We start from the raw sequence: 26,008 nt of genomic DNA, 5'->3' as shown, positions 1-26,008 counted from the left end.
CTTCTGCCGGGCACGTAGTCTCACTGACCGTGACGTTGCGAAGAGGAGTCTGGAGTGCGACCCACTGGAAGGGGTGGGCGAGGAGGAGTGGGGGCACCCGGGCCAGGGCCGTCACGAGGAGGCCTTGTCCGACTCCCGCAGGGCTCCCCCCGAGTCGCTTCCTTCCGCCAGCGGAGAGCTCGAGCTCGCCACCGCTGTAGCCCTGCATGGCCCGGGCCGCCATGAGGAAGCTGAAGCAAAGGCGCTGGGGGGCTGGCGGCCTGTGAGCGTCACCTTCATCACACCCCCCAGGTGAGCGGGATCTAAGAGCTCAGGAACTGGGTGACGCCCAGCTGGGGGCCCTCGGGCGGGTCGAAGCACACGATGTTCGTCGCGCCGAGGTGCTCGACCCCGATGCCGAGGGGGACCCGGTGCATGCCGCACGCCCCGGAGCGGGTGGGGGTGCGGATCGCCCGGACGAAGCCGGGCCCGGTATGGCGCAGGGTCTGGACCGCGGCAGCCCGTGCCGTGCAGCAGCGGGGGCGTCCGGTGGGCGAGAACCTGGTCCAGGAGAGGCTGGGAGGCGGCACCGGCAGCGACCACGACGGCGCCCGCGGAAATCTGGCAGCCGTCGGCGAGGCGCAGTCCGGTAGTTGTGCCGTTGGCCGCCGCCGTCAGTAGGCGGGATGCCTGGCCGTCGACGACGGTGACGCCCAGACTGCGTCCGCAGTGCTCCAGGGCGGTGAGGAGGGCGCGAGCATCGACAGCGCCCTCGCGTTCCAGGTAGAGGGCACGGAACGGACGTTCGTGGGGCGCGGGGTGCAGGCCGGGATGTCTTCGGCCTGCACCTCCTGTTGCGGCTCCGCGCACTCCTTCAGCGCCGCCTGGACCGCGTCGAAATTCCGTACTGCTGTGGGGGGCGCCTGCGCGCCCAGGACGACGAACGTGCCCGGTGAATCCAGGGACGGCGCGTGCCCGTCCGCGTCGCGCAGGGCTTCGAGCCAGTCCGGCCAGGCATCCAAAGCGGCCCGGGCCAGCGCGGGCTTCGCCCGCGGCACCGGATGCCCGGAGGTCGTATCGGTGGCTTCCGCGCAGCAGTTGAGCATCGCGCCTGGCGGTGCCCGTTCGCGCGGTTACCGCCCGGTGCTGCTTGAGCCGGCCGAGGGATCGCTCGACGATGGAGGGGTCGGCGGGCGGCGGAGGGTGGCCATGAGAACGGCCACGGCGCAAAGCAGCGCGCCCAGGGCCGCGCCCACCGCACCCAGCGTTCCGGTGACCTCCCACGCCGTGCTCTCCGTCGGGCGGCAGCCCGGGTCGCACGCCCACGATCGGGCTCTGCCCGTTCGCGCCGCCGCGAGAGTGGCCAGTCCCAGCAGCAACAGGGCGACGCCGCACCAGAACATCCTGCGGGCGGTGGCCTCGTACCGTCGCGAGCGAGTGTCAACCATGTCGGCCACGATCCCACCCCGGTGCACGGTCATCAATTGGTGCGGCGTTCTGATCGGCATTGACCAGCCTGTCGCCCGCGCCGCCAGCCCGGCTCATCGATGCCCGGCAGGGGATCGACCTTGGCCGCGGGGCGTCGCCCTCACGCGCTCGGGCGTGGTCGCTCCAGGACGGTCTTTCTGCCTGGAGGAATCCATCGGCAACGCCGGTCGGATCAACCTCTCATCGCACGCGCGGTGTTGTCCCCCTGCTGGCAGCGACGGCGGGGAGAGCTGCGGCCGTCTCCGGTGCTCGAAGAGCGAAGCTCGCAGCGCGGCAGGACCGTCTGGGCAGAACTCCCACCCCCATGGCCCGACCGCCCCACGTACCGCCCCCGTAGCGCACGGCCTCAGCGGGTCTCGTACCGGTCCTGCGCGTCGAGCACGCCGTCCGCGTACTGCGCGGCCCACGCGCCCATCGCCCGCATCGGCGTGAGCAGCGCAGTGCCGGCTTCAGTCAGGGCGTAGTCGACGCGCGGCGGGGCCTCGGCGTACGCGTGTCGCTCGACGAGGCCGTTGTACTCCAGCCGTCGCAGCGCCTCGTTCAGAACCTTCGGGCTGATCCCGCCTATCCGCGCGACCAACGCGCGGGGCCGCATCGGGCCGGTCACGCCGAGCGTGAAGACCACGACGCTGTCCCAACGGTTCGCCAGCACCTCGAAGGCGACGCGCGCCCGGCAGTCCGCCGTGTACGTGAGGTCCGGCAGTCCCGCGGCCGGATCGGGCAGCTTCTCCATGCCGCCATCCTGCCTCCTCCGATGGACACCAAACGGTGTGCGTCGGCGTTCGTAGCGTCGGACCCCGATCGGAACGAGCAGGACACAACAGGCCGAGAGGGAACACGAGATGCGCATCGGTGTACTGGGTACGGGGAACATGGCGGCGGCGTTGGGCGGCGCGTGGGCGCGGGCCGGGCACGAGGTGTTCGTCGGCGGGCGGGCAGCGGCCACGGCCGAGGCCCTCGCCGGGCGGATCGGAGCGGCCGGACACGGGACGCCGGCGCAGGCGGTGGGGTACGGGGAGGCGGTGCTGCTTGCCGTACCGGCCGGGGCCGCACCCGCACTGGCCCGGGAGCACGCTGGGACCCTTGTCGGGCGGACGGTCGTGGACTGCACGAACCCCCTGGATCCCGGGCCCGGCGGGGTGATGTTGACGACCGGCCCCGGGGAGAGCGTGGCCGGCCTGATCGGGGCGGCGGCACCGGGCGCACACGTGGTGAAGGCCTTCAACCTGGCCCACGCAAGCATGTGGGACCACCCGGCAGGCACCTTCGGCGCGATCCCGCCCGCGGTGCCGTTCTGCGCCGATGACCCGGGCGCTGCCGGGCACGTCACGGAACTGATCACCGGAATGGGATGGAGCCCGATGCCGGCGGGCGGGCTGGACCGGGCGGCGTACGTCGAGGCCACAGCCGCGTTCGTGATCGGCGTGTGGTGGGCGGGCGGCTCGCCCGGCCTGGCGTTCCCGGAACCCCCGCGGGCGGCCTGAGAATCGCGGGCCCAGGCCAGAGGGGTCGGGGATTGCGCCAACCGTGCCCCTGTGGGGACGTGGGAGCACGGAGCCTTCCGAAAGTGATCTTGACTGTTTGCCAGGTAAAGGATCTTCGAGTGGGTGCGGGCCTTGCGGCCCGTGTTCGGTCCGCTTGTCTGCCCGCCGAGGGTGGGGTTGTGCAGGAGGGCGATGCTGCTCATCTCGTGGTGGACGCCGTCGCCCTCCAATCGGCATTCGCGGAGGATCCGCCGGGTCTTCAAACGGGCGAAGGCGCGGCAGTTCGTGCTGCCCGCGTGCGGGCCCGCAGGTCGGGAGCGGTGTCGACGATCAACCGCAGCCGCTCGCGCGCGGCGGGGTCGTCGTCCGCGTCGGCTGCTCCCCCCATCCCCACGTGCAGGGCCGCGCACTCCCCTGCACGCGCCGACGACACCATCGCAGCCCTCGAAGCGACCATCCGGCACAGGGCGTCCTGACTGCCGAGGACAAGCACGGGATCGCTCCCAGACCTCGCTCCCCGGCCCGGGACGGTTGTGGTCGGCGTCGCCGAAGGGTGGAGCTGCTCAGAAGGAGTTGCGGGAGACCTTGATCAGCTTGCATTCGATCTTGTCAGCGGGCCTTGCGGTCTTGGCCACGTCGTAGGCGAGGGCACCCGCGTCGTCGTCCGTGTATTTCTGGCCCGGGGCGAGGTTTTGGCCGGTTGACAGGAGGTCGCTCTTCTTTTCGCCGTTGACGGTGACCTCGCCCTCGGCGAGGTAGGTGAACCGGCGGTCCCCGCTGTTGACGTACTCGATCCTGACGTCGAGTTCCGTGATTCCGTACTCTCCGGTCTTCACCTTGCAGGACGTCACCCTCACATCCTTGGTGATGTCCGCCTCGCCGTCCTTCCGGGCTCCGCCCGCCTGTACCGAACCTCCGGGCGCGACGGCCGCGGAGTCGTGGTTCTTGTCGAGCTCCTTGCCGACGTCGTTGGCTGCTTTGGTGAAAAGGGCCGAGCAGCCGCCGATCATGATCACGCCGAGCAGCGTGGGGATACCGCATCCCAGGGCAATCTTCAGGCGCGTGCTCATGCCCTGCTTCTGCGGTGGCTGAAGCCCTTCCGGCTGCTGCGGGTTGCCGGGGCCGGACTGGGGCTGCGTGGACATCAAAACGCTCCTGGGGTGTCTGCGCGAGCCGTGCTCGGACAGAAGGCGAGGATCCAACCGGCGCTGGTACGCGGGAGGCGAGACGGATTTCAGACCGTCGGACGGCTGTGAGGCCTCGCGACGAGGCCATTTGCCGACACCAGCCCAACGCCGACGGGGTGCGGCGGTTACCGGTGACACGCCCACCGCAGACCCCGGAATCCAGAATGGCTGGATCACGGGCACGTGGCCGGTCTCGCCACTGCTCGCTGCCTCACGGCCGAGGTTCCCCCGGTCCGTGGCCAGGCTGCGCTCGGGAACCTTCAGGCGACCGATGGGCGCCGCGGGTCGGTGGGGACCATCCCCTGCTCGTCGAAGAGCTGCTCAAGCGCCTCGTGGCCGTGCTCGCGGCGGTATGCCATCTCGGCTGCGGTAACCGGCAGAAGCCAGAGGATGCGGGCATGACCGTCCTGCAGCGGGCACTGCTCCAGGCCGGGGCCGTGGAGATAGGGGAGGCTGATCAGGAGGTGGTCGCAATGAGACCCGGCCAGCCACGGCTCCCCGATGGGCAGGCTGTGGCCGAGATCGAGGCGGTGGCCGGCGTGGTAGTACGCGGTCATGGCGAGGAGATCGGCGAACCGTTCGTCACGGGCGGGTGCGGTGAGGACGAATTCGAGGCCGTGGCCGCCGTTCTCGCCAGTCTCGCCAGTCTCGCCAGTCTCGCCAGTGGACCTGCAGCCGGCGGTGACATAGGCCCAGCTGTCGGCGCGCGGACCCGGGCTGACGGTCAGGATCCTCAGACCTGGGACGGCTCCCCTTCGGCCGAAGCCGAGGTCATAGTCGTCGACGGTGACCGCATGGCCGGCGAAGAAGCTGCGAACGTGGGTCTCGAGGTCGGCTGTCGCCTGCCTCCTGCGCTGGCTCTTCAACATGGTCGAGAGGATCTCACGGCCGGCCCGGAGCCCGGCCGTGCGTCTGCCCCGCCGTACGTTGCTTTCGACCCCTGAGCCAACGGTGCCATGGTGCCAAAGGGCTTCACCGCGCTTGGTGTAGAGGGCTGGTTGCCATCGGCCTGTTGGAGAAGATCCTTGGCAGCCGCCGGATTGGCAGGGATGTAGGTCGCCATGACCGCTCCTTCGGCCTTGACCACCGGGAGGTCAGCCGGAAGCACCGTCCCTCCCCTGCCGACGCGCCGGGCGAGGGCCGTCCACGTGGCGCAAGCGACCGGACCAGCCGGATCCGGCTCGCTGACGTCCACCGCCTTCTGGGGCGAGGCAGGTCCCCCGTAGGGACACGTTTGGATGCTGGAGCGCAGTCGGAAGACCCGATTCATGCCGCCAGCGCAACGGGACGCGTTCACCGCTGAGATGCAGGCCGCGGGCGTCGACTGGCGCCTCGCGGTATATGGCGGAGCCTTGCACGCCTTCCACCACCCGACAGTCGACCACACCGTGGTCCCCGGCGTCGGCTACCACCCACAGCACGCGCAGCGAGCCTGGCGCGACATCGTCGACCTGCTCGCCGAGTGCCTGCCCATCACGGAGTGATCTGGGGGCATGACCCAGGCAAACATGCTGGCGCCGGGACTGGTCAGCGTCGCACTGGCAGTCTCCTCCCCTCAAGCGCTCACAGCAGAACCGGAGGCAGCGAGACGCACCCCGCACCCCCACCCACGGGATACCCCCTCCCCCACCTGTCCGGCAGCAACGGCCCTCAAGCCGGTGGCCGGCACGGCTGCAACCCTCTCCAGTACGTCACGGCGGCGGGCATGCTCGCCGAGGAGGGCGAGAACGCCCGGCACGGAGCCGCGCGTTCAGCGCGGTCAGCATGGCGACGCCGTTCGAGAGCGCTTCGGGCGGCAAGGGGCCGATGGCGACGAGCGAGGCGAGGCCGTGGCCGATCACCCAGCTCTGCGTCGCAAGCTCCAAGGGGTCGACGCCTGGCGCAGTGCCTGCCAGGATCGAAGCTTTTGTTCCTCGCGGGGCAGGTCGCGCGCGACCGCCAACGGTCGGCCTGTCGGAGCAGGAGACCTCGCCGCGCAGGTCGAACCTCAACATCAACACCGCCCTGACCGAAAGCGGCGGATCCTTCGACGACGTCGCGGAGCTGACCGTCTACGTCGTCGACTGGATCACCGAGATGATGCTCCTGCTGGGTGAGGGGGTGGGCCGGACGGCGTCGGAGCTGGGGTCGACCCGGTCAAGCCGATCACCCTGCTCGGCGTCGCGGCGCTGGGGGAACCGGACCTCTTTGTCCAGGTCGACGCCACCGCGGTCATGGAAGAGCCGCATCTCCTTGCGGCCGCCGTCCGGGTCCGGTCTGGGGTCTGCCGTAAAGGGGATCTGGGGACGCAACCGGCAGCGCCCGCCGTGGGCCCAGTGACACCCCCCGGATCACCCACTGCACCAAGGGGAGTCGTTCCGGACCCGAAGGCCGGAGGCCGGAGGCCCCGTTGCGGAACCACGAAAGGGCTGACGGGGGGCGGCGGCACCGGTCCGGGCGCGGTCGAAACGTGCGGCCCCGGACCGGGAGCGGCCCTGCACCTGCCCCGGCCGGCCGGTTCAGCCGGTGCAGGTGATCGAGAAGGGCACCGGGTTGGAGAGGGTGCGGGTGGGGCTCTGGAGTTCTACGGCCATGCCGGTGGTGAGGGTGCCCGCCTTCGTATAGGTGGTCAGGCGCACGGTGTCGTGGCCCGTCGGGTTGGCCTTGTCGCCGATCGACAGGGTGCGCCAGTGCGGATCCACCACCGAGCCGTCACCGGACACCCAGCGGTAGGAGATCAGCGTCGGTTCGGATGCGGTGAAGGTCGCGGTGAAGGCCGGGGCCCGTCCCTCGGGGGTCGGGCAGCTGCCGGTGTACGTCGTGTTCGCACCCGCCACCGACACCCGTACGCCCGAACCTGTCGCGGTATCCCCGTCGTTGCCTGCCAGCGCGTAGGTCAGTCCGCCCGCGATCAGTACGCAGGCTGTTGCGCCGGCCGCGACGAGGACCGCCGTACGCCGCCCACGGGGCTGGGCGGGAGGCGCAGGGGCTTCGGCGGCCGCGGCCTGCTCGGGCGCTTCGGGCACGGATTCCGGCGGGCTGTCGGGCGCGGTGCGTGCAGTCGTGGTGGCGGCTGCCGCTGTGGTGGGTTCCGTAGCGGTGGGTTCCGTAGCGGTGGGTTCCGTCGCGGTGGTCGGTGTCGGCGTGGTGGCGGCTGCCGCCGTGGGGCCGGGTGGCGTGGCGGTCGGCAGGATGCGGGCGCCGGTCGTCGTGGCATCGGGCTCGTGGGCGATGTCCCGTAGGGCTACGGCGGCTTCGGCGGCGGAGGTGCGCTCCGCGGGTTCCTTGCGGAGCAGCCCGGCGATGACGGGGGCGAGAGGGCCGGCACGGGTAGGCACCGGCGGTTCCTCGTCCACGACGGCTCGCAGGGTGCTCAGCGCGGTGTCGTGCCGGAACGGGGAGATGCCCTCCACCGCCGCGTACAGCATGACGCCGAGGGACCACAGGTCCGACGCGGGGCCCGAGGGGCGGCCCAGTGCCCGCTCCGGCGGCAGGTACTCGGGAGAGCCGACGACCTCGCCGGTCATGGTCAGCGCAGTGCTGCCCTCGACCATGGCGATGCCGAAGTCGCTGAGCACCACCCGTCCGTCCTCGGCGAGCAGCACGTTCGCCGGCTTGACGTCGCGGTGCTCCACCCCGACGGCGTGCGCGGCCCTCAGTGCGCTCAGCACTTCGGCGCCGATGTGCGCGGCGTGGCGCGGGGTGAGCGGTCCCTCGTCGCGCAGGAGTTCGGCCAGCGACCGGCCCCGGACCAGCTCCATCACGATCCAGGGCCGATCGTCCTCCAAGACCACGTCGTGGACCGTGACCACGTTGCGGTCGGGTATCCGGGCCGCCGCCCATGCCTCCCGTTCCAGCCGGCTGTACATCCGCCCGATGTCCTCGGCCCGCAGACCGGCCGGGGCCCGGACTTCCTTGACGGCGACCTCCCGGTGCAAGGTCTCGTCGCGAGCCTGCCACACGGTGCCCATGCCTCCTTCGCCGAGGCGGGACAGCAGCCGGTAGCGGCCCGCGATCAGCCGTTCCCCGCCGGCCGGACCCGGTGCGGGTGCCGGTGCGGGTGCGGCAGCGGCAGCGGCAGCGGTCGTGGACGCGGTGGTGACCGTACCCGTGCTGGTCACCGCGGTGGTGGCCGCGAGCGCGGGCTCCGTCGCGGTCTCGGTTTCTTCGTTGTACATGGGGGCGGTTCTCCCTCTTATCGCCGGCCGACGCGAACATCACGCACGGAGCGCTCCCCCGGTTCACCAGGACTCAAAAGATCCCAAGAAAATGATTGAACCGAACACCATCCCGACCGCGTGTTGCTGCCGTACGAGCAATCAGCAGCGTCATCTTCAAGGGGTGTGGAGTGCCATCGGTCATCGTCGGGCGCACGGGTCCGTTCACCGGACAGAGCGTGGTCCTGGGCAGCGAGCCCCTCAGCTTCGGACGCAAGAGCGACAACAGCATCGTGATCGTCAGCCCCAGCGCCTCCCGGCTGCACGCCGAGATCCTCACGGAGGACGCCGGGTTCGTCCTCTACGACCGTGAGAGCAGGAACGGCACCTTCGTCAACGACCAGCGGGTCACCCGGCACGTACTGCGCCCGAACGACAGCATCCGCATCGGCAATGAAACGTTCCTGTACGAGGCGCAGGACGCCATGGAGACGGTCATGGACCTCTCCCTCCTGGACGTCCCCCGGGCCGGCACCGCGGACCCCGGCATGCTGCGGGTCACCATCACCGGCGGCGGTCCGGTGGGCCTCGCCTTCGCCCTGGCCCTCGACGAGATGCTGCCCGGGAGGACCGTCATCACCCTCTACGACGGGCGCTGGACCAGGAAGGGTTCGGCGGTCGTCTGGAAGGACGAGACCCAGGGCAACTTCCGCCGCCAGCAGGTGGTGACCGTCCAGAGCCGGCAGTACCTCGCCCTGTCCGAGGAGGTGCTCACCGCGCTGTTCGACGACGGCGGCGCCTACTCGGAGATGTGGCCCGTCGGCCCGGACTCGGTCGACGGCCGTCCGCCCCGCAACATCCGGATCGCCCACATCGAGGACCGGCTGCTGGAACTGGCCAACCGGAGGTCGGCGATCCGGCTCGTTGCCAAGCGTTTCGACGTCACGGAGCAGCAGAACCGGCTCACGCAGGAACACGTCCTGGTGGTCTGCGAGGGCGGCCGTTCCCGGACGCGTGAGCACTATGCCGACCGCTTCGGCGCGGCCGACGCCTCGATCTACTCCCTCGACGGCGAGCACCTCCAGGACGTCGTCCTGGGGCTGCGGGTGAAGTCCAGGCTGCCGGACCCGATGAGCGTGCTGCTCACCGTGTCGCAGAACCGCTTCCTGCTCAACTCGCTGCGCGGCGAGGGCTTCCTGAACATGCGGCTGACGCGGGAGGAGGCCAAGAGCGTCATCGGCATCGACCCGGTCCGCCACGTCTTCGAGGAGTGCATCGCCGCCCGCCCCTGCCTGATGAGCCGGCAGGAGGAGGACAACGAGTTCCGCTGCCCCACCCACGGCACCCTCTTCCTCCCCGCCCTGCTGCGCAGTTCACCGCTGTGGAAGGAGATCCGGCAGGGCCTGCGCCTGTTCGGGGTCGCCGAGGACGACCTGTCGGCGATCACCTCGTTCCGGCTGGACATGGTGCAGCGCCCGCGGTTCACCGCACAGTTGCACCGGCCGACCGCGACCAGCCCCGGCACCTACGGCTTCCTGCTGGGCGACGCGGCCAACGCCATCCACTTCTGGCCGGGTCGCGGCCTCAACAGCGGCCTCGCCTCGGCCACATCACTGGCCCGGTCGCTCAGCCGTGCCTGGCGGGGGAAGCCGCTGCGGGACGCCGACTTCATCCGGCACGAGGCGGCGATGTCGATGCTCCAGTACCGGCACAAGAGCCGGGCCTGGAACGCCATGGTGACCACGGACGAACAGGGCGTCACCCGTGCCATCAGGGACATCATCGCGCGCAGCACGGAAGCCGCTGCCGGGGCCGGAGCCGCAGCCGGTAGTGCGGCCGCAGCCGGTGCCGCGGCGGGAGCAGGTGCCGCGGCGGGAGCAGGTGCCGCGGCGGGAGCAGGTTCTCGCACCACCGCGGACGGGAGTGACCTGGATGCGCTACTGGAGCGGATGGCCGGAATCCGCGACCGGCTGGGGTCCCGGCTGCCCGGCCTGCCCACCGACGCGGAACTCCGCTCCCACCTCGCCTCCGTCTACCCGGCCACCCTCCGCACCCTGTGGGAGAGCGGCGCCTGGGACACGCTGATCGTCGGCGGTGAGGAGGCCGACATCGACCTCTTCTACCAGTCGGACTCCCCGGTCTTCGTGCCCCGCCCGGCGGACCCCCGGAGTCTTGCGCGGCAGCCGCAGGCCTGAGGGGTGTGACCGGGCTCCGGGCGCGGCCGGCCGGCCGGCCGAAACAGTTGCGGCGCATCGGCGATGCGCAGTGCTGAGGCGGTCCAGATTCTTGGAATCCTGCGGTCTGAAGATGTCGAGAACGTGCCACCGGCTCCGTCCCAGGGACATCAGCGGCCGCCACCGGCGCCGCACGAGGCAGAAGGAGAAGCCAGCATGGCGATTCAGCGCATGGACAACGTTGGCATCGTCGTCGAGGACATGGAGGCCGCCATCGCCTTCTTCGTGGAACTCGGCATGGAGCTGGAGGGCAGGGCTGAGGTCGAGGGCCTCGTCGCCGACCAGTGCACCGGACTCGAAGGCGTCCGGTGTGACATCGCGATGGTCCGGACCCCTGACGGTCACAGCCGGCTCGAGCTGGCGAAGTACCGCAGCCCCGCCGTGATCAGCGCCGGGCCGCGCAACCGGCCGCACAACATTCTGGGCACGCACCGCGTCATGTTCGCCGTCGACGACCTCGAGGACACAGTTGCCCGCCTGCGCCCTCACGGCGCCGAACTCGTCGGCCAGATCGCCCGGTTCGAGGACAGCTACCTGCTCTGCTACGTCCGCGGCCCGGAGGGCATCATCGTCGGACTGGCCGAGCAACTGCGCTGAGAGGGAGGAACCGGACCATGCAGCCGAGCGAGACCGACGGGGTTCCGAACCGACCGGTCAGCCAGCCCCGACCTTGTCCTCGCGGAAAGCGCGCCGATAGGCCGCGGGCGTGGTGCGCAGGGCCTCGTGGAAGCGCCGTCGCAGGTTGACCGCCGAGGAGAGGCCGACCCGGTGCGCGATGGTCTCCACGGGCAGGTCGGTCTCCTCCAGCAGCGCCCGGGTGGCGGCGATCCGCCGGTCCAGTAGCCAGCGTCCGGGACTGATGCCCAGCTGCTCGGTGAAGCGCCGGGTCAGCGTGCGGGCCGAAACCTGCGAGCGGACCGCCATCTCGGCGACGCTGACCGGCTGGTCGAGGCGCCCGGCCAGCCACTCCAGCAGCGGGGCCAGCGAGTCGGCGACCGGTCCGGAGGTGGGCAGTTCGGCGTACTGCAGCTGGCAGCCCTCGCGGTGTGGTGGCATCACCATCTGCCGGGCGATCCGCATCGCGTACGCGGCCCCGTGGTCGGCGCGCACCAGGTGCAGGCAGAGGTCCACACCGGCGGCCGATCCTGCGCTGGTGGCAACATCACCGTGGTCCACGTAGAGCACCGCGGGGTCGACCCGGACCTGCGGGAACCGGGTGGCCAGCTCGGCGGCCTGGGCCCAGTGGGTTGCGGCCCGCCGCCCGTCCAGAAGTCCGGCGGCGGCGAGCATGAAGGCACCCGAGCAAATACCGACGACCCGCGCGCCGCGCCGGTGTGCCCGGCGCACCGCCGCGATCACCGTTGACGACACCTCGGCGCCGGCCGGCTGCTGCCAGCCGGGGACCAGCACGGTGTCCGCGCGTTCCAGTGCCTCCAGGCCTGTGGTGACCAACAGGTCGTATCCGGCCTGGGTTCGCACCGGGCCGGGGTGCTCAGTGCAGACCTCGAACGCGTAGCGGGAGGGGACCGCCGGGCTGTGGTCGCTGAACACCTCGGTCGCGCAGGCCAGCGGGAAGGTCGACTGCGGGGCTTGCAGTACGGCCACGACCCGGTGCAGCGCCGGAGACTTCGGCAGCGGACGAGGTGTCATGGCGTGAAAGTACCCCATCATGTCGTTCAGGACACTGGGGTGAGCGATTGGTCCAGTCCAGCATCGTCCTGTGACCACCGCGCAGACACACACCCAGACGCAGACACAGACCCGGATCGCCATCGCCCGGACTCATCCGCCAAGCACCCGGCCCCCGTTGTGGGACCGGCGCTTCACGCTCTACTTCACCGCCCGCGCGGTCTCGCTGGTCGGCGACGCGATGATGCCCGTGGCCGCCGCGCTCGCGGTCGGCCCGCTGTACGGGATCTCCGGCGTCGGCCTCGTCCTCGGCACCTGGACCGGCACGTTCGTTCTCCTGGTCCTGTTCGGCGGGGTGTTCGCCGACCGGCTCGGCGCGCGCCGGATGATGATCGGCGCGGACCTCGCCCGGGTCCTCACCCAGGGTGTGCTGGCTGCCGCGTTCTTCGCGGGGAATCCCCCGTTCTGGCTGCTGGTGAGCATGGCGGCGCTGGCGGGTGCAGCCGTCGCGATGTTCCAGCCGGGGGTGAACGGGATGGTCCCGCTCGTCGCCCGCGAGCCGCAGCGGGCGAACGCCACGCTCAAGGTGGCCGACGCCCTCGCCCAACTGCTCGGCCCGGCCTTGGCGGGGCTGCTGATCGTACTGACCGGTGCGGGGACCGTGTACGCGATCGATGCCGGGACCTTCCTGCTCAGCGCCTTGTGCCTGGCACTCATCCGCTTCGCCCCGGCCGACGCGCCTGCGAACACCCCGATCGACGCCGGCTCCCGTGCTCACAGTGGGAGTTCACTCCGTCGCGACCTGCGGCAGGGCTGGCAGGAATTCCGCTCCCGCACCTGGATGTGGGCGGTGATCCTGATCTGGGTCGTCTACGGTGTGCTGCTCTTCGGCCCGCTGGTGCCGCTGAGCTCGGCGCTGATCGGCGCCCGGCTCGGCCCGAACGCGTACGGGCTGGCGGTCTCCTTCCTCGGAGTGGGAACAGTGCTCGGCGGCCTGCTGGCGCTGCGGCTGCGCCCCGCCCGGCCTCTGGCCGCCGGCGCGATGGCGATGGCGCTGTTCACCGTGCTGCCGCTCAGCGTGGCGCTGGGCGCCGGCCTTCCGGTGCTGCTGGCCGGCCACGTGCTGGGTGGCGGCGCCTGGGCGTTCTGGTCGGTGATGTGGGCGACCAGCGTGCAGACCCACACCCCGCCCGCGGTTCTCAACCGCGTCACCGCGTACGAGCTGGCCGGCTCGGTGTCCGGGATCGCGCTCGGCCAGATCCTGGCGGGGCCCGCCACCGCGCTGGCTTCCCCGGAGCGGCTGCTGCTGCTCTCGGCGGGCACCTGCCTGGCGGGCTGCGTGGCGCTGCTCGCGATCCCGGCGATCCGCACCCTGCGCCGAGCCGCGCCCGCTGACGGCGGCGAGCCCGCGGCACCGGGCGGCCCGGACCTCGCGGCCGCCGCGGCCGTGGCTGCCGGGGAACATGGATCAGGCCTGTCTGCGGGTTCGCCCCTCCACCCGGCGCCGAGCACCGCTCCTGCCGAGAGCACAGAAGTCCCACCGCGTTAGTGGCGTCCCCCTGGCGGGTATCCGGCAGCCGGGGAGAGGGGGAGCCGTGCGCGCTGTTGCCGTACGGGGCGCTGCCGGACTGGGAGTTCTGGTGGTGCTGGGGATCGCCGGGTGGCTGGTGTGGGCGCTGCCCGGGCCGCAATTGGGAGCCGTGCTCGGCTTCGGGCCCGTGGACGGGGTCGTCGTGGTCCGGGAGTGCCACGAGGCCACCGACGCCGAGGGCTACGCGACCGGCACCGACTGCACCGGCCGGTACACCCCGCGCCGCGCAGGCGAACCGGCCCGGGAGATGGTCCTCGACACGGCCGCCGAGGACTACCGTCCCGGAACGGCCGTGGACGTGCGGACGGCAAGGGGTCACGCCTACGAGCTCTCCGGGCTCGCCGTCTTCAACTACGGCACTGCCACCGGCCTCCTGCTCGTCCCCTTCCTCACGCTCACGGCCTGGCTCGCGGCCTGCCTGCGCCGACGGGGTGGCGTCCCGCCGGGGCCGGACGGCTTTCTGTTCGCCGCTCTGGCCGGGCTGGTGCTCGTCATCGTGCTGGGCGCGGTGGTCGGTGTCCTCGTCGCGCTCGGCACCGCGATCTTCTGAGGCCGAAGGGCTGACCATCGGCGAGGCATGACCCCTCGACGGCCGCCTCCATGCCCCGGCGGACACCAGCCAGACCGCCGGTACCGGGTGCAGCGGGCCTGGGCGAACAGGCTCCGGCACCGTGCGGCACCGTCGGCCGACATGATCCATTGTCAGTGGTGGGTGACAGGATCGGTACATCGATTCGGAACGCAGGGGGAACGCTCATGTCCGGAAGCCAGAACTACATCAACCACGTTGCTCTCGTATTGGATGCCAGTTCGTCCATGTCGCACCTGAGCCGCAAGGTCGTCGAAGTCGCAGACCAGCAGATCGCCTATCTGGCCCGCCGGTCGCAGGAGCTGGATCAGGAAACCCGCGTCACGGTGTACGTGTTCGCGGACAAGGTGGAGTGCGTGATCTACGACAAGGACGTGCTGCGCATGCCGTCCTTGGGGCAGTTGTACCGGACCGGTGGCATGACGGCGCTGCTGGCGGCCACCCTGAAGTCGCAGCGGGAGCTGGCGCAGACCGCACAGCTGTACGGCGACCACAGCTTCCTCACGTTCGTGCTGACCGACGGGCAGGAGAACGCGAGTCACCGCTGTCCGGATGCCCCCACCAAGAGCCCGCGTGAACTGGTGCAGGCCGTGGCCACGATGATCGAGACGCAGCAGGACAACTGGACCCTGGCCGTCCTGGTGCCGGACCAGATGGGCAAGCGCGAGGCCATGCAGTGCGGCTTCCCGAAGGACAACATCGCCGTCTGGGATGCCACGAGCACACAGGGTCTGGAGGAAGCCGGGCAGGTCATCCTGAAGGCCACCGAGAACTTCATGGTGGGGCGCAGCAAGGGCATCCGCGGATCGCGGGCGGTGTTCTCCACCGGCGCGGAGGCCGTGAACAGGGAAACCATCGAGGCGGCCGGTCTCACTCCGGCCGATCCCTCGAAGTACCAGCTGGTTCCCGTGGCCCGCGAATCCGGCATCCGGGAATGGGTCGTCGAGTGCGGGCACAGTTACCGCACGGGGTGTGCGTTCTACCAGTTGAGCAAGTCGGAAAAGATCCAGGCGCACAAGCAGATCGCGGTACTGGAGAAGAAGACGGACCAGGTCTACACGGGACCAGCCGCCCGCGCCCTGCTCGGCCTGCCGGCGACGGAAACCCGCGTCAAGCCGGACCACAACGATGACTTCACCATCTTCGTACAGAGCACCAGCGTGAACCGGAAGCTGGTTCCGCACACGCGGCTCCTGCTGATGGTCTGACGAGCCCGGCACCGCGTCCTCCGCGAAGTCGGAGTCAGGCCGGTGCGGCCGGGGCGCCCGGATCCGGGCCCTGACCTGCTCGAATGCGCAGGCGTCGCCGGCCTGCCCAGGCGTGATGACGCGTGCGAGCGGCCCGCGGCGTGCTCAGGCGACGCGGGGGTGCTCGTCGGCGAGGCGGGCGAGGTGGGCGTCGCGGGCGGTCTCCCACAACACTCCGGCCTCGGGCGACGGGTAGCCGTGGGCAGCGATGTCCTCCAGCACGGAGGCGAGGACATCGACCTTAGCCCGCTGGTCTGCCGCGTACGCCAGGACGGACGCGGCAGCGTGCTCGTCGAGGGGCTGACGGTCGGGCACGGACGCGGTGGCCGGCTGCTGGCTCATCCGGGGCTCCTGGGCTGTCTCTGGCGTGTGCCCCCACGATATCGCCGCCTGCGGGCCCGGAACCACGGTACGCACAAACCTTGGCACGCCCTGGACGTAGCAGTCGCAGATATGCCCGATCTCGCGCCCAAAGCCACTCGGGGCGCCGGCCGGTGGAAATCGTTGGTCAACCGGTGACTTCTTGATCTCTGGCGTTCCAGCGGATCAGCAGGCCGGCGGTCAGCAGGCACAGCACGGCCGGGGTCGTCGGCAGGAGGAGGTCGGAGGCATCGCCCTGCCACAGCTGGGCGTTGGTCACCCAGGCCAGAGGTAGGTCCAGCAGGAAGAGGGCCAAGCCGGTCGGCCAGAAACGGCGGCGCGACTTCGTGGTGACGCCCCACAGGAGCAGGGCGCAGGGGATGACCAGAAGGACGGCTGTTGTCACGGTCCGATTGGGCCGTGGGGTGAAGGACTCGGAGCCCGGCGTGATCAGTGCGACGACTGCCAGGAGAAGAGCGAGGAGCAGGTGGCCGGTTCCGGGGCGACGCTCCTTGGGCTGAACAGCCCCCGGCGAACGGGCCGGTCCGGGCGAGGCCCCCGTGGCCACGGGGGCTTGGGGCACCCCATCCGTGCGGTCGTTGGGCGGTGGTACGGGGGTGGGACTGGGGGCCACCGAGGGTGGTCGGGGCGCGGGGTGGGAGGCCTGGAGGCCGCTGTCGTTCATCTCGGCAGGTACGGCCTGCGCGTCGGCGTCGACCGTGTCGTGGCGGTCGGACGCCGCGAGACGCGCGGCTGCCACGAATCGCCGGAGCGCCTCGACCCGGCGGCCTGGGGAGACCTGGTGCGCACCCCGTCCACGATCCGCCACCGCAGCACGCGAGCCCGCTGAGACGCGAGCGGCGTCGGTGATCCGACGGGCGGGGGCGTTGACGGCCGTCATCGATCCGTCGAGGCCGTACACGAAAAGTGCGATGCCGTTCTGGAGCGCGTAGTCGATCGCTGTCGTGGTGTAGCTGCTGCCCGTGAAGAAGAGGAGCTGCCGCTCCAGCCTCTGGCCGCGCGCGCCGAACAGGCGCTGCAGCTCGGGACGCCCTACCGCCGCCCCTTGGTACTTGACCTGCCCCAGCGCACGCGCTGACCGCACGTCGACCCCGCCGTCGGGGCCCCCTGGCTGGGCGATCGCATCAAGGTAGCCCCAATGGCGCATCCAGGCAGCGGCATTGTGCTCGGCATCTTGCCACGTTCGGACCGGACGTCTCTCTGGCCGCGGCCCGGGCCGTGCTGCCCCGGAGGTTATTTCGCTGGTCACAGCCACGAAGTATCGCAGGGCAGGTCAGCCGGGAAGCCGGGGGTGGCCCCCGGGCAGGGGCGCTCGGGTCTCGATCCGCTGCTCATGGGGTGGCACGGCGGCTGACCGGCCGGCCACGGCCCACGCGGCCGACCCCGACGACGACCCAGGCGCCGGTCACAGCGGCGGGGCCGTCGGGGCCTTCAGACCTACATCCTCTTACAGGTGACCTTGGCGCCGTGGTACGGGAAGGTGACGGTGTCGCCCTTCCATCCCACGCTCCACGGCGACCGCTTCTCGCTGCCGTCTTCGCCGAACTCCATGCTCATCAGCTCTTTCACCTCTCCCGGCACACCGCTGACGTGGTACGGGCCGTCGTCGCCCTTGACCTCCAGCTTGCCGCCGGAGAGCTGCCACGTCCCGGAGCTCCCCTCGCCGCCGCCATCGCTCACCTGGTAGGTGCCCTCCCCGACGGTCACCGTCGCAGAGATTGCGCGGCCACCCGCGGCGATCGTGCAGTCCCACGTGCCCTTCGCGGCCTCCTCCAGGGACACCTCCCCGGCACAGGCAACCACGACGAGTGCCAACGGCACTCCCACCGCTCCGACCGCCACCCGCTTCGCCCAGCGCTGCATACTCCGGCTCCCCCGAGGTCGTTCTGTCTGTTCGTCAGGCGAGCCGGACCCTACCTGAAATTGATCAAGAAGCGCGAAAACGGCCATTCCGGGGGCAGGCGGGGCCCGCCCACCTACGCACGGCGGAGCCGTAGGCTCATGGTCATGACAGTGCTGCGCGGCGAAGCCCTCGAACTCCGCCCCACCGAGCCCGCCGACATCCCCGCACTGGCCGCGATCCGCGCCACCCCCGAAGTGCGGGCGCGCTGGCGCGGCGGCTCCGACCTCGCAACCGAAATCGCCGAGGACCTGGCAGATCCCGACACCCGCTGCCTGACGATCTGCCAGCAGGACCGGATCCTCGGCATGATCCAATGGCACGCCGAGGAAGAGCCCGACTACCGGCACGCCGGCATCGACCTCTTCCTGGACCCCGCGGTACACGGCCGGGGCCTGGGCACCGACGCCGTCCGAACCCTCGCCCGGCACCTCGTCCACGATGCAGGCTTCCACCGGCTCGTCATCGACCCGGCCGCCGACAACGCGGCCGCCATCCGCTGCTACGCGAAGGTCGGCTTCCAGCCCGTCGGCATCATGCGGCAGTACGAGCGCAACGCCGACGGAACCTGGCACGACGGCCTGCTCAATGGACCTCCTCGCCGAGGAACTGGGCTGACCGACCACCTCGGCTCCCTGAACAACGCCTCAGCCCAGACACCCTGATCTGCCTCGAGGGCGGAGCTGAACAACTCCCCGGGCCGCAGGCCCATGACCACGGGGAATGCGAACAGTCCGCACGCGCACCCCGCAGTGGGGCTCGCTACGTCCGAGGCGGCGGGCGTCGGCAGGATCACCGCTGCGTGAAGGGCCGCACGTACGGCATCGGAAGACCACCCCCGCGTCGGCGGGGAGCGCTCAGGCAGCAGTTCCCAGGCCGTCCTCGTGTGCATCTGCTGGACCTTGTCTGCCGACCTCCTGACGGGCTGCGGTGACCAGGGTGCGAGACTCCTCCGACCCCCATCGGAGCAACGGTCTCCGGTCGCCATCGCACGGGGAAACACAGCACATGCGCTCCACCATGACCAGGTCCGGACGGGCGGCGGCAGCAACACTCCCAATGAGCAGCTCCGTGGTCCCGCGCCCATCGGCGCGCCGGCAGAGGGCCACAATCCCAGCCGGAGAAGAGTCAAGAAGGACTCGAGCCCGCTGGGTAGGCTCCGTGGGTGCCTGCCCTTGCCGCTGACACCTTGCTGCCCGTCAATGCGACGCTCGCTGTCGCTCTGATCGTCCTGTTGCTCGTGGCCACCGCCGTCGCCGCGTTCTTCCGGCTCTCCCCGGACGCGTCGTCGCGAGGGCCCGGGACATCGTGACGGCTGGTGTACGGGCAGCCGTGCAACTGGCGGTGGTAGCCCTGGTGATCGGCTGGGCGATCCGCCACACGGCTGCCCTCATCGGGTTCCTCTTCCTGATGTTCGCCGTGGCGACACGTACCGCAGGGCGGCGCACTCACCGCGACCGTGCTCGCCGGACGCCGCTCCCTGGACGAGCTCGCGCTGCGGCGCGGTGAGGTCGAGGCCGGTATGGCGCTCGGCCTCCTGGACCGGGAAGCACGCCTGGAGGTGGCCCGCGGCGCCGCGTTGCTGCCCGCGCTCGACCAAACACGCACGGTCGGACTGGTCACCCTGCCGGGCGCCTTCGTCGGCATGCTCCTCGCCGGCGCCTCTCCCGTACTGGCCGGCGTCGTCCAGGTCTTCGTCCTCATCGCCCTGCTCGCCGTCGAGACCCTGGCCATCGCCCTGACACTCGAACTCGTCGCCCGACACAAGCTGCACCGGCAGCCCGATCACAAGCACGGGCAGAACCGCGAACCCCGGCCACCACGAACACTTCGATCTCTCGTGCCCCTCCTGGCCCGCCGGCTTCCCAGGTGACCACCGCAAGCCATCTGCACGCTCCGCTGCCGCAGGGAGCAGGCCCCAGAACCCCCGGACCGTCAGGAACAGGCCCTCGGAACACGCGGCTGACGCGCCGAAGGCGCGCTGCGGTCCGGGACAACTACCTCCCCCGCTCCCTGCCGGCGAGAGCAGCGAGCTGTCGGGCCCCTGCCGACTCCGTCCACGGTCAGTGGGTCGTCGCCGGGCCGTTCGGCGGCTGATGGGCAGCGATCAAGCTGTCAGCGGCTGCCTCTAGGGTCAGCCCCATGACGAAAGACCTGGTCCAGGATTCATGGAACCGCATCGACGCGTGGCTGCGCGAGCACGCGCCCCGCACCTTCGCCACGCTCGGTCCGCCTGCCGGACCTGAGGAGATAGCGGCGGCCGAGGAGGAACTGGGCGTCACCTTCCCTCCCGACCTGGTCGCCTCACTGCTCCGGCACAACGGGGCTCTGGACGGGGAGGAAGCCTTCCGGTTCAGCACGCACGACCGGCTGCTCTCAGTGAGCGAGATCGTCGCGGACACCAGGTTCATGCGCAACATCGCCGAGGACCTGGACGGGGAGGAGGCCGAACACTACTGGATCGACGCCTACCTCAAGTTCGGTTCCTACGGGGCAACGGCTGACGGTCTCACGATCGACTGCCGCCGTGGGCAGGACTCCTACGGTGCGATCGGACGGTTCTTCGACGAGACCGGCACCGACTTCGGACGGGCGGACTCACTGGGTGAGTACCTGGCGGAGCTGGCCGACCAGCTTGCGGGCGGCCAGGACGCGGGCGCCGTCACGTTCAACGGGCGACTGTTCTGGGAGTGGGCCGGCCCTCCCGGCCCGGACTGGGGCAGTGCCGACGATCCCCTGCCCGGGCCGGATGAGCAGCTGCCGGAGCTGAACCTGTCCTGCAGCCCCGCCGAAGTCATCCATGTGGGCCTGCTGGACGGGCTTGAGGAACTCGGTGCGCTGCTCGCGGTCCTGCCGCGTGAGCAGGTGGCCGAGGTCGCGCGGAAGCAGTTGCGCAGATTGGCCGTCGAGACGGGCCTGAACAAGTACCCGGAGATCGAGTCGGCGCTGGACGCGTTGGAACGGGGCGAAGCCCCACCACAGCCGGACCAGGCCAGCCCGCTGGCCCTGCGGCTGCGCACGGTGATGTCCCAGGCGAACACCCGTCGAGATGCTCATCGCCGGTGGGCCGCGGAGAAGATGGTGCACGGGATCTGGGGCTCGCCCTACAGGTCCGTCTGTGAGAGCGCGGGTATCCGCAGCCGCCTCACTGTCGGCTGGCGTGCAGACCTGCACGCGGACCTGGGCAACCCCCCACTGCCACCGATACCTGACGATCGGTTCTGGGGGACCCTGCGCAACCCCGCCATCGACTCCAGCTGGTACGCAGCCCAATACGCACAAGACCAGGGCTGACCCCAGGGGACGCCGGCTCCGCGTCAGCACTGACCGCCACCGGGCGGTACCGGCGCCGCGTCGGGGGTCCAGTGGCTCCTCCCCCGGCCCGACGGAACTGCCCGTTCCAGGGGAAAGGCGATGGGCCGGCTGGGCCACGGGCGGGAGCCGGACAACGGGCCCGCCGCCGTCTCGGGCAGCACGTCCTTGACGACACCACCACCCAGTCGGCCACGCCGCTGGATTCCGGACCGCCGTCGGGTCCGCCGGGCACTTCCCACTCCACTCCGCTGGGCGTGGCCGGGATGCGGGCATCCACCGCACACGGGACGCTGGCCGAAGGCAGGCGACGTCGGGACAGGGAAGTCGGGAACCAATGGGCTGGTGGGTGGCGGGCGTACCCGACGGGGACCGGATCACGATCGCCGAGCCCTGGCGACCGGGGCGCTGCTTGGGCCGGAGGTCTGGGCCGAGGCGACCCGGAACCCCATCGCCTTCGTCTTCGCGGGGAACTGCAACGGGCCCGGCGAGTGGCGCTACGCACTGGGCTTCGTCGAGTCCGGCGGGTTCATCGGCGGGGAAGGCAATTCCACCGGCCACGTGCCGGTCCGCGGCCATCTGGTACCGGGGACACCGATGAGTTCTGCGGGCTCCGGCTGTCTACCTCTCTGAAAGCCCGAGAAGCCCGTCAGCCGCCCTGAAAGGTGACGAAAATGAAGTACATGATCCAGATGAACGTGCCTGCCGATCAGTGGGACGCCATCATGTCCGGGTACTCCAAGGAAGACATGGAGGCCATGTTCGCCCACATGAACGCCCTCAATGACGACCTCACCGCTGCCGGAGAGTGGGTGGAGGGGCAGGGCCTCGGCGGACCCTCCCTGGTCAAGACCGTGCGGGCCGGAACCGACGGGCGGCCCCAGGTGACCGACGGACCGGCCCAGGCGGGCCCCATCCTGGCCGGGTACTGGGTCGTCGACGTCAAGAACGAGGACCGGGCCCTGGAGATCGCCGCACGGGCATCGGCATGCCCGGGAGCGGGCGGCAAGCCCAGCAACGACCCGGTCGAAGTACACCCGATCCCCGGGGACCCGACCCAGACCTGAACCTCGCAGAACCCCCGGGCGGGCACCCGCAGCCTGTGAGCCGGCGCCCGGCTGCGGCCCATGTGGCCCCTGTGGCCAACCGCCCGGCCGCGGCCACTTCCGGCCCACCGAGACGGCCCGATCCGCCACGAGAAAGGCATTCAGTGATTCCGCCGCCCCGACGACCCCCATCGCACAGCCCCGGCCGGCAGCCGACGGTGGATCCCGCTGCGCAAGTGCGGGGCGCTCGCCATTGTCGAAGGGCATCACGGGCTATCGCGGCGAGCGGGGGCGGCTGGGTGGGGCGAACGGTTTCATCGGCATAGGCAGCGGCTTGCCCGTGCCCTGTTCGCCTTGGATGTCGCGCTCGCCGCGGCAGCTGCGGATCCCTACCGCGACCAGTTTCTGCGCCGCTGCGCACCGAGAGCTCGGTATGACGGCCGGCGCACCGCCCCGGCCGCGGAGCTGCGAGGGTCACGGCAGGGTCCGGCTCGCGGCGGACGTGTGGGGCGAGGCGGCCGCGGCGGTGTCAGCTCACCTGCCGCACCGTCCGCGGCCCTCCGACCCCGAGGGGATACGGGCCAACCTGCGGCGCCACGGCGACCGCTGGGTGTGGCACTGGGACCCGCGGGTGCTGGACAGCTTCGAGGGCCGGATGGACCCGCCGGGCATGGCGGAGCGTCTCCTCGACGCCGCACGCCGCGCCGACGTGCCGATCCTGCTCGTCCGGGGCGGGATCAGCGACGTGGTGCGGGCGGAGGTCGCCGAGCAGTTCTGCGACGGGGTTCCCAAGGCGCGACACGTCGATGTGGCCGACGCGGGTCACATGGTGGCCGGAGATCGCAACGAGCACTTCCTGGATGCGGCCGTTCCGTTCCTGGACAAGGTCGCCTGAGCGAGTCTCCGCATCTCCCCTAGGGTTATCCGCCGTTCGCGGGTTGCCTGAGGGCGCACGCGGCACGAGGGTGTCCGGCCCGCGGGTGTACCGGTGGGCGCCGCCGGACTCGTCGCCACGGCGGCGCCCCGTTGTCACCGGTCGGCCGGGGCCTCGCGTCATCCGGCCGGGAGGCAGGGACCGGGCTGCCCGGTGTGGCCGGTCAGGACAGGATCTCGATGTACCCGTCGGTTCCGTGCACGCGGATCCGCTGCCCGTCCCGGATCAGCCGGGTGGCCCGTTCCACACCCACGACGGCGGGCAAGCCGTACTCACGGGCGATCACCGCGCCATGGGTCATCAGGCCGCCCACCTCCGTCACCAGGCCCGCGATTCCGACGAACAGCGGGGACCAGCTGGGGTCCGTGAAGGTCGTGACCAGGATGTCCCCGGCTTCGAGATCGGCCTCCGCCATGTCGAGGACGACGCGGGCCCGTCCCTCGACCGTCCCGGCGGAGACAGGTACGCCGATCAGGGCGCCGGCCGGAGCGTCGTCGCGCCGGTACGCGCCGGTGACGGCTTCGCCGTCCGAAGTGAGCACCCGGGGCGGTGTCAGCGCGTGGTAGGCCTGGAACGCCTCCTTGCGCCGCTGGACGAGCTGGTCGTCCACCTGGTGGGAGCGGACGACGTCGTGGAGTTCCTGGAAGGTGAGGTAGAAGACGTCCTCCTTCTCGGGGAGCACACCGGCCCGTACGAGGCGCTCGGCTTCCTCCATCAGGGCCTGCTTGTAGATGAAGTAGCGGCTGACGATGCCGTACTTCGGGTACTCCCGGTACCCGATGAAGGTCCTGACCCGGTCGATCATCCGCTGGGCCTCGTCGGCCTTCCGGTCCCCGTCCGGCAGCGCACGCAGGCGTGACAGCACGTCCTGTGCCTTCTCCTGCGCCTTCCGCCGTCCTTCGGCGAATCGCCGCTCGGCGGCGCCGGGCTCGAAGTTCCTGACGTTGTCCAGGATCCCGGGCACGAGCGTCGTGGGGCGCTCGCGCCACCGTGGCCGCGTGATGTCGATCTCGCCGACGCACCGCATGCCGTACCGGTCGAGGTAGGCCTCGATGGCGTCGCGTGCTTCGGTCCCGCCATCGAGCTTCGCCAGCTCGTCCAGGAAGGCCCCGTCCGCGGCGTACTGCGCGTACTCGCCGTCCTGCAGGAACGCCACCACCTCCGGCTGTGCGCGGATCACGTCCGCGACGTCGAGCAGCGCCAGTCCCATCTCCGACGTGATGTTGTCGGGCGCGGACAGCGTCAGCGTGTCAGCCGCGTTCTTCTCGCCCAGCCACTCCTGCAGCTTGTCGTTGAGCCACCACGTGGCGTCCATCCCCGCCATGATCGCCTGCATGCTCAGCGGATCGCTGAGGACTCGTTTGTGCTCCTCGAAGGCCTCGAGGAGGAATGCGAACAGCTCCGGTCCGCGCTTCGACCGGATGTCGCGCTCCAGGGCGGCGATGGACGCCCGGCTACGCTCGATCAGTTCGGTGACGACGGCCGGATCGGTCTCGATCGGGGCGGGCGCACCGCCGCGGATCCCGCCGGGCGGCCCGCTCGGAGCTGCGTCCGGAGCGGCGTCCGGGAGTGACGGGACGAAGTCGTCGCCGTCGAGGACGGTCTCCAGAGCGTCCCTGATCAGCGGATCACCCTTCCCCATGGCCTCCAGGAGGGCGGCGCGGCTCGCGGGCGAGGCCAGGCGCTGCGTGACGTCGACGAACAGCCGCCCGCCGGCCTCGTGCATCGCCACCATTGCCGTCAGCTGCCACATGGAGTGCCCCAGGGGCTTCATGGGGTCGGTCATCATCTGCCCGTGGCCGACGGAGACGTAGACGTGGTTCTCCTGGTCACCGGCCTCGGGGATGGGGAACAGGGTCGTGATCGGCCGGCTCTGGACGATCTGGAAGGCGTCGTCGGCCAGGCACCATTCGATGTCCTGCGGACAGCCGAAGTGCGCCTCGATCCGCCGCCCGAGCCGCACGAGCTGCACCACCTGCTCATCGGTCAGCGCGGGCTGTCCCCGCCGGTGCGAGTCGATCGCCACTTCCTGGGTGCCGCCGGCCGGGAGGGCGTGAACGGCGCGTTCCTTGGCGGCGATCGTCCTGGCGACGACCTCGCCGTGCCGCACCTTGTAGACGTCAGGGTTCACCAGACCGGAGACCAAGGCCTCGCCGAGGCCGAAACCGGCGTCCACGGTGGCGACCTTCCGGTTGCCCGTGACGGGGTCTGCCGTGAACAGGATGCCGGCCGCATGCGGGAAGACCATCCGCTGCACGACCACGGCCATCCGGACCGTACGGTGGTCGATGCCGTTGCGCCGGCGGTAGGTCACGGCCCGCTCGGTGAACAGCGAGGCCCAGCACCGGCTGACGTGCTGGAGGACCGCCGTCGGCCCCACGACGTTCAGGTACGTGTCCTGCTGGCCGGCGAAGGAGGCCGTCGGCAGGTCCTCCGCCGTCGCGCTGGACCGGACGGCACAGGCGGCCCGGTCGCCGAGCCCGGCGAGCGCGCGGGTGATCTCCGCCGCGAGATCGCCCGGGACCGCGATCCCTTCGATGGTCCGGCGGATCTGCGCGCTGAGCGTGCGGATCGCCTCCCGGTCGTCCGGGTCGACGTGCGCCAGCTGATCGAGCAGCTCGTCCACCGACGGCGCTTGCGCCATCACCCTCCGGAAGGCGTGCGTCGTCACGCAGAAGCCGCCCGGTACGCGGATGCCTTCGATCCGCGACAGTGCGCCCAGATGGGCGCCCTTGCCGCCGACGGCCGCCACCTGCGTCCCGTCGACCTCTTGAAGATCCGACACGTACTGCTCGATCACTGCGACACCTTCCGGGCGGCCGTGCTCCGTCGTACTGCTGCCGATCGATTCACCGGCGCCTCGCACCCTGC

At 70.8% G+C, this 26,008-nt stretch carries 20 protein-coding genes and 4 pseudogenes; 13 read left to right on the top strand and 11 right to left on the bottom strand.

Going from position 1 to position 26,008, the window contains the following annotated elements:
• Window positions 1–302: 302 nt before the first annotated feature.
• From IO30_RS41910 to IO30_RS0114175, 3 genes are all read right to left on the bottom strand, one after another.
• Window positions 303–569 carry a hypothetical protein gene (locus IO30_RS41910; RefSeq protein ID WP_031142876.1) on the bottom strand — a complete coding sequence of 89 codons (267 nt, stop codon included), beginning with the start codon at window positions 567–569 and terminating at the stop codon, window positions 303–305.
• An 84-nt stretch (window positions 570–653) separates the two neighbouring features.
• Entirely contained in the window at window positions 654–1,037 is a 384-nt protein-coding gene (locus tag IO30_RS41905) for a hypothetical protein (protein WP_031142874.1), read from the bottom strand.
• Between the two features lie 776 nt (window positions 1,038–1,813).
• Window positions 1,814–2,200, bottom strand: coding sequence for a winged helix-turn-helix transcriptional regulator (locus IO30_RS0114175; RefSeq protein WP_037893982.1), 387 nt, complete (start codon window positions 2,198–2,200; stop codon window positions 1,814–1,816).
• A 109-nt stretch (window positions 2,201–2,309) separates the two neighbouring features.
• On the opposite strand from IO30_RS0114175, the gene IO30_RS0114170 reads away from it, so the two are divergent.
• A complete protein-coding gene (locus tag IO30_RS0114170; protein ID WP_031142869.1) occupies window positions 2,310–2,951 on the top strand; it encodes an NADPH-dependent F420 reductase in 642 nt (213 codons plus the stop codon).
• Window positions 2,952–3,514: 563 nt separating this feature from the next.
• Here IO30_RS0114170 and IO30_RS0114160 read toward each other — a convergent pair.
• Complete coding sequence (locus IO30_RS0114160; RefSeq protein WP_051902235.1) at window positions 3,515–4,096, bottom strand: hypothetical protein; 582 nt, start codon at window positions 4,094–4,096, stop codon at window positions 3,515–3,517.
• Between the two features lie 302 nt (window positions 4,097–4,398).
• On the bottom strand, window positions 4,399–5,007 hold the full coding sequence (locus IO30_RS0114155; RefSeq protein WP_031142864.1) for a suppressor of fused domain protein: 609 nt from the start codon (window positions 5,005–5,007) through the stop codon (window positions 4,399–4,401).
• A gap of 371 nt (window positions 5,008–5,378) precedes the next feature.
• Between IO30_RS0114155 and IO30_RS0114150 the strand changes: the two are divergent.
• Both IO30_RS0114150 and IO30_RS46955 read left to right on the top strand, forming a co-directional pair.
• A pseudogene (locus tag IO30_RS0114150) lies at window positions 5,379–5,622 on the top strand (dienelactone hydrolase family protein); the annotation flags it as partial.
• A 392-nt stretch (window positions 5,623–6,014) separates the two neighbouring features.
• A pseudogene (locus IO30_RS46955) lies at window positions 6,015–6,357 on the top strand (RidA family protein); the annotation flags it as partial.
• 279 nt (window positions 6,358–6,636) lie between these two features.
• Here the strand turns inward: IO30_RS46955 and IO30_RS0114140 are convergent.
• A complete protein-coding gene (locus IO30_RS0114140; protein ID WP_078904682.1) occupies window positions 6,637–8,295 on the bottom strand; it encodes a serine/threonine-protein kinase in 1,659 nt (552 codons plus the stop codon).
• A gap of 170 nt (window positions 8,296–8,465) precedes the next feature.
• Here IO30_RS0114140 and IO30_RS0114135 point away from each other — a divergent pair, with 170 nt between their 5' ends.
• Window positions 8,466–10,469, top strand: a complete 2,004-nt coding sequence (locus IO30_RS0114135; RefSeq protein ID WP_031142858.1) for an FHA domain-containing protein — start codon at window positions 8,466–8,468, stop codon at window positions 10,467–10,469.
• A gap of 195 nt (window positions 10,470–10,664) precedes the next feature.
• Window positions 10,665–11,105: a VOC family protein gene (locus tag IO30_RS0114130; RefSeq protein ID WP_031142856.1), complete on the top strand. Its 441-nt coding sequence runs from the start codon at window positions 10,665–10,667 to the stop codon at window positions 11,103–11,105.
• Window positions 11,106–11,162: 57 nt separating this feature from the next.
• On the opposite strand, the gene IO30_RS0114125 is transcribed toward IO30_RS0114130, so the two are convergent.
• Window positions 11,163–12,158 (bottom strand): GlxA family transcriptional regulator, encoded by a 996-nt coding sequence (locus IO30_RS0114125; RefSeq protein ID WP_031142854.1) that lies wholly within the window; start codon window positions 12,156–12,158, stop codon window positions 11,163–11,165.
• Window positions 12,159–12,228: 70 nt separating this feature from the next.
• On the opposite strand from IO30_RS0114125, the gene IO30_RS0114120 reads away from it, so the two are divergent.
• The 3 genes from IO30_RS0114120 (at window position 12,229) to IO30_RS0114110 (ending at window position 15,525) form a co-directional block, all read left to right on the top strand.
• Window positions 12,229–13,686, top strand: a complete 1,458-nt coding sequence (locus IO30_RS0114120; protein ID WP_237403264.1) for an MFS transporter — start codon at window positions 12,229–12,231, stop codon at window positions 13,684–13,686.
• A 46-nt stretch (window positions 13,687–13,732) separates the two neighbouring features.
• Window positions 13,733–14,278 (top strand): hypothetical protein, encoded by a 546-nt coding sequence (locus IO30_RS0114115; protein WP_157853253.1) that lies wholly within the window; start codon window positions 13,733–13,735, stop codon window positions 14,276–14,278.
• A gap of 206 nt (window positions 14,279–14,484) precedes the next feature.
• Window positions 14,485–15,525 (top strand): vWA domain-containing protein, encoded by a 1,041-nt coding sequence (locus tag IO30_RS0114110; RefSeq protein ID WP_031142849.1) that lies wholly within the window; start codon window positions 14,485–14,487, stop codon window positions 15,523–15,525.
• Between the two features lie 144 nt (window positions 15,526–15,669).
• Here the strand turns inward: IO30_RS0114110 and IO30_RS0114105 are convergent, their stop codons facing one another.
• The 3 genes from IO30_RS0114105 to IO30_RS0114095 all read right to left on the bottom strand — a co-directional run bounded on the left by IO30_RS0114105 (window position 15,670) and on the right by IO30_RS0114095 (window position 17,760).
• Window positions 15,670–15,906, bottom strand: a complete 237-nt coding sequence (locus IO30_RS0114105; protein WP_031142848.1) for a hypothetical protein — start codon at window positions 15,904–15,906, stop codon at window positions 15,670–15,672.
• 166 nt (window positions 15,907–16,072) lie between these two features.
• Window positions 16,073–17,194 (bottom strand): restriction endonuclease, encoded by a 1,122-nt coding sequence (locus IO30_RS0114100; RefSeq protein ID WP_031142847.1) that lies wholly within the window; start codon window positions 17,192–17,194, stop codon window positions 16,073–16,075.
• 188 nt (window positions 17,195–17,382) lie between these two features.
• On the bottom strand, window positions 17,383–17,760 hold the full coding sequence (locus tag IO30_RS0114095) for a hypothetical protein (RefSeq protein ID WP_158866474.1): 378 nt from the start codon (window positions 17,758–17,760) through the stop codon (window positions 17,383–17,385).
• A gap of 192 nt (window positions 17,761–17,952) precedes the next feature.
• Between IO30_RS0114095 and IO30_RS40425 the strand changes: the two are divergent.
• The 5 genes and pseudogenes from IO30_RS40425 to IO30_RS0114070 all read left to right on the top strand — a co-directional run bounded on the left by IO30_RS40425 (window position 17,953) and on the right by IO30_RS0114070 (window position 23,098).
• Window positions 17,953–18,463, top strand: a pseudogene (locus tag IO30_RS40425) (GNAT family N-acetyltransferase).
• A gap of 547 nt (window positions 18,464–19,010) precedes the next feature.
• Window positions 19,011–19,718 (top strand): annotated as a pseudogene (locus IO30_RS43415) (ABC transporter permease).
• A 269-nt stretch (window positions 19,719–19,987) separates the two neighbouring features.
• Complete coding sequence (locus IO30_RS0114080; protein ID WP_031142845.1) at window positions 19,988–21,139, top strand: SMI1/KNR4 family protein; 1,152 nt, start codon at window positions 19,988–19,990, stop codon at window positions 21,137–21,139.
• A gap of 692 nt (window positions 21,140–21,831) precedes the next feature.
• The gene (locus IO30_RS0114075; protein ID WP_031142844.1) at window positions 21,832–22,224 is read left to right on the top strand and encodes a YciI family protein; all 393 of its coding nucleotides are present in this window, start codon (window positions 21,832–21,834) and stop codon (window positions 22,222–22,224) included.
• Between the two features lie 412 nt (window positions 22,225–22,636).
• Entirely contained in the window at window positions 22,637–23,098 is a 462-nt protein-coding gene (locus IO30_RS0114070) for an alpha/beta fold hydrolase (protein ID WP_234321677.1), read from the top strand.
• Between the two features lie 202 nt (window positions 23,099–23,300).
• On the opposite strand, the gene rph is transcribed toward IO30_RS0114070, so the two are convergent.
• Entirely contained in the window at window positions 23,301–25,937 is a 2,637-nt protein-coding gene (gene rph / locus IO30_RS0114065) for a rifamycin-inactivating phosphotransferase (protein ID WP_031142842.1), read from the bottom strand.
• Window positions 25,938–26,008: the final 71 nt, after the last annotated feature.

Origin of the sequence: Streptomyces xanthophaeus, from assembly GCF_000725805.1 — a bacterium.
Taxonomy (GTDB): Bacteria; Actinomycetota; Actinomycetes; order Streptomycetales; family Streptomycetaceae; genus Streptomyces; species Streptomyces xanthophaeus.
This window is presented reverse-complemented; position numbering and strand designations above follow the sequence as displayed.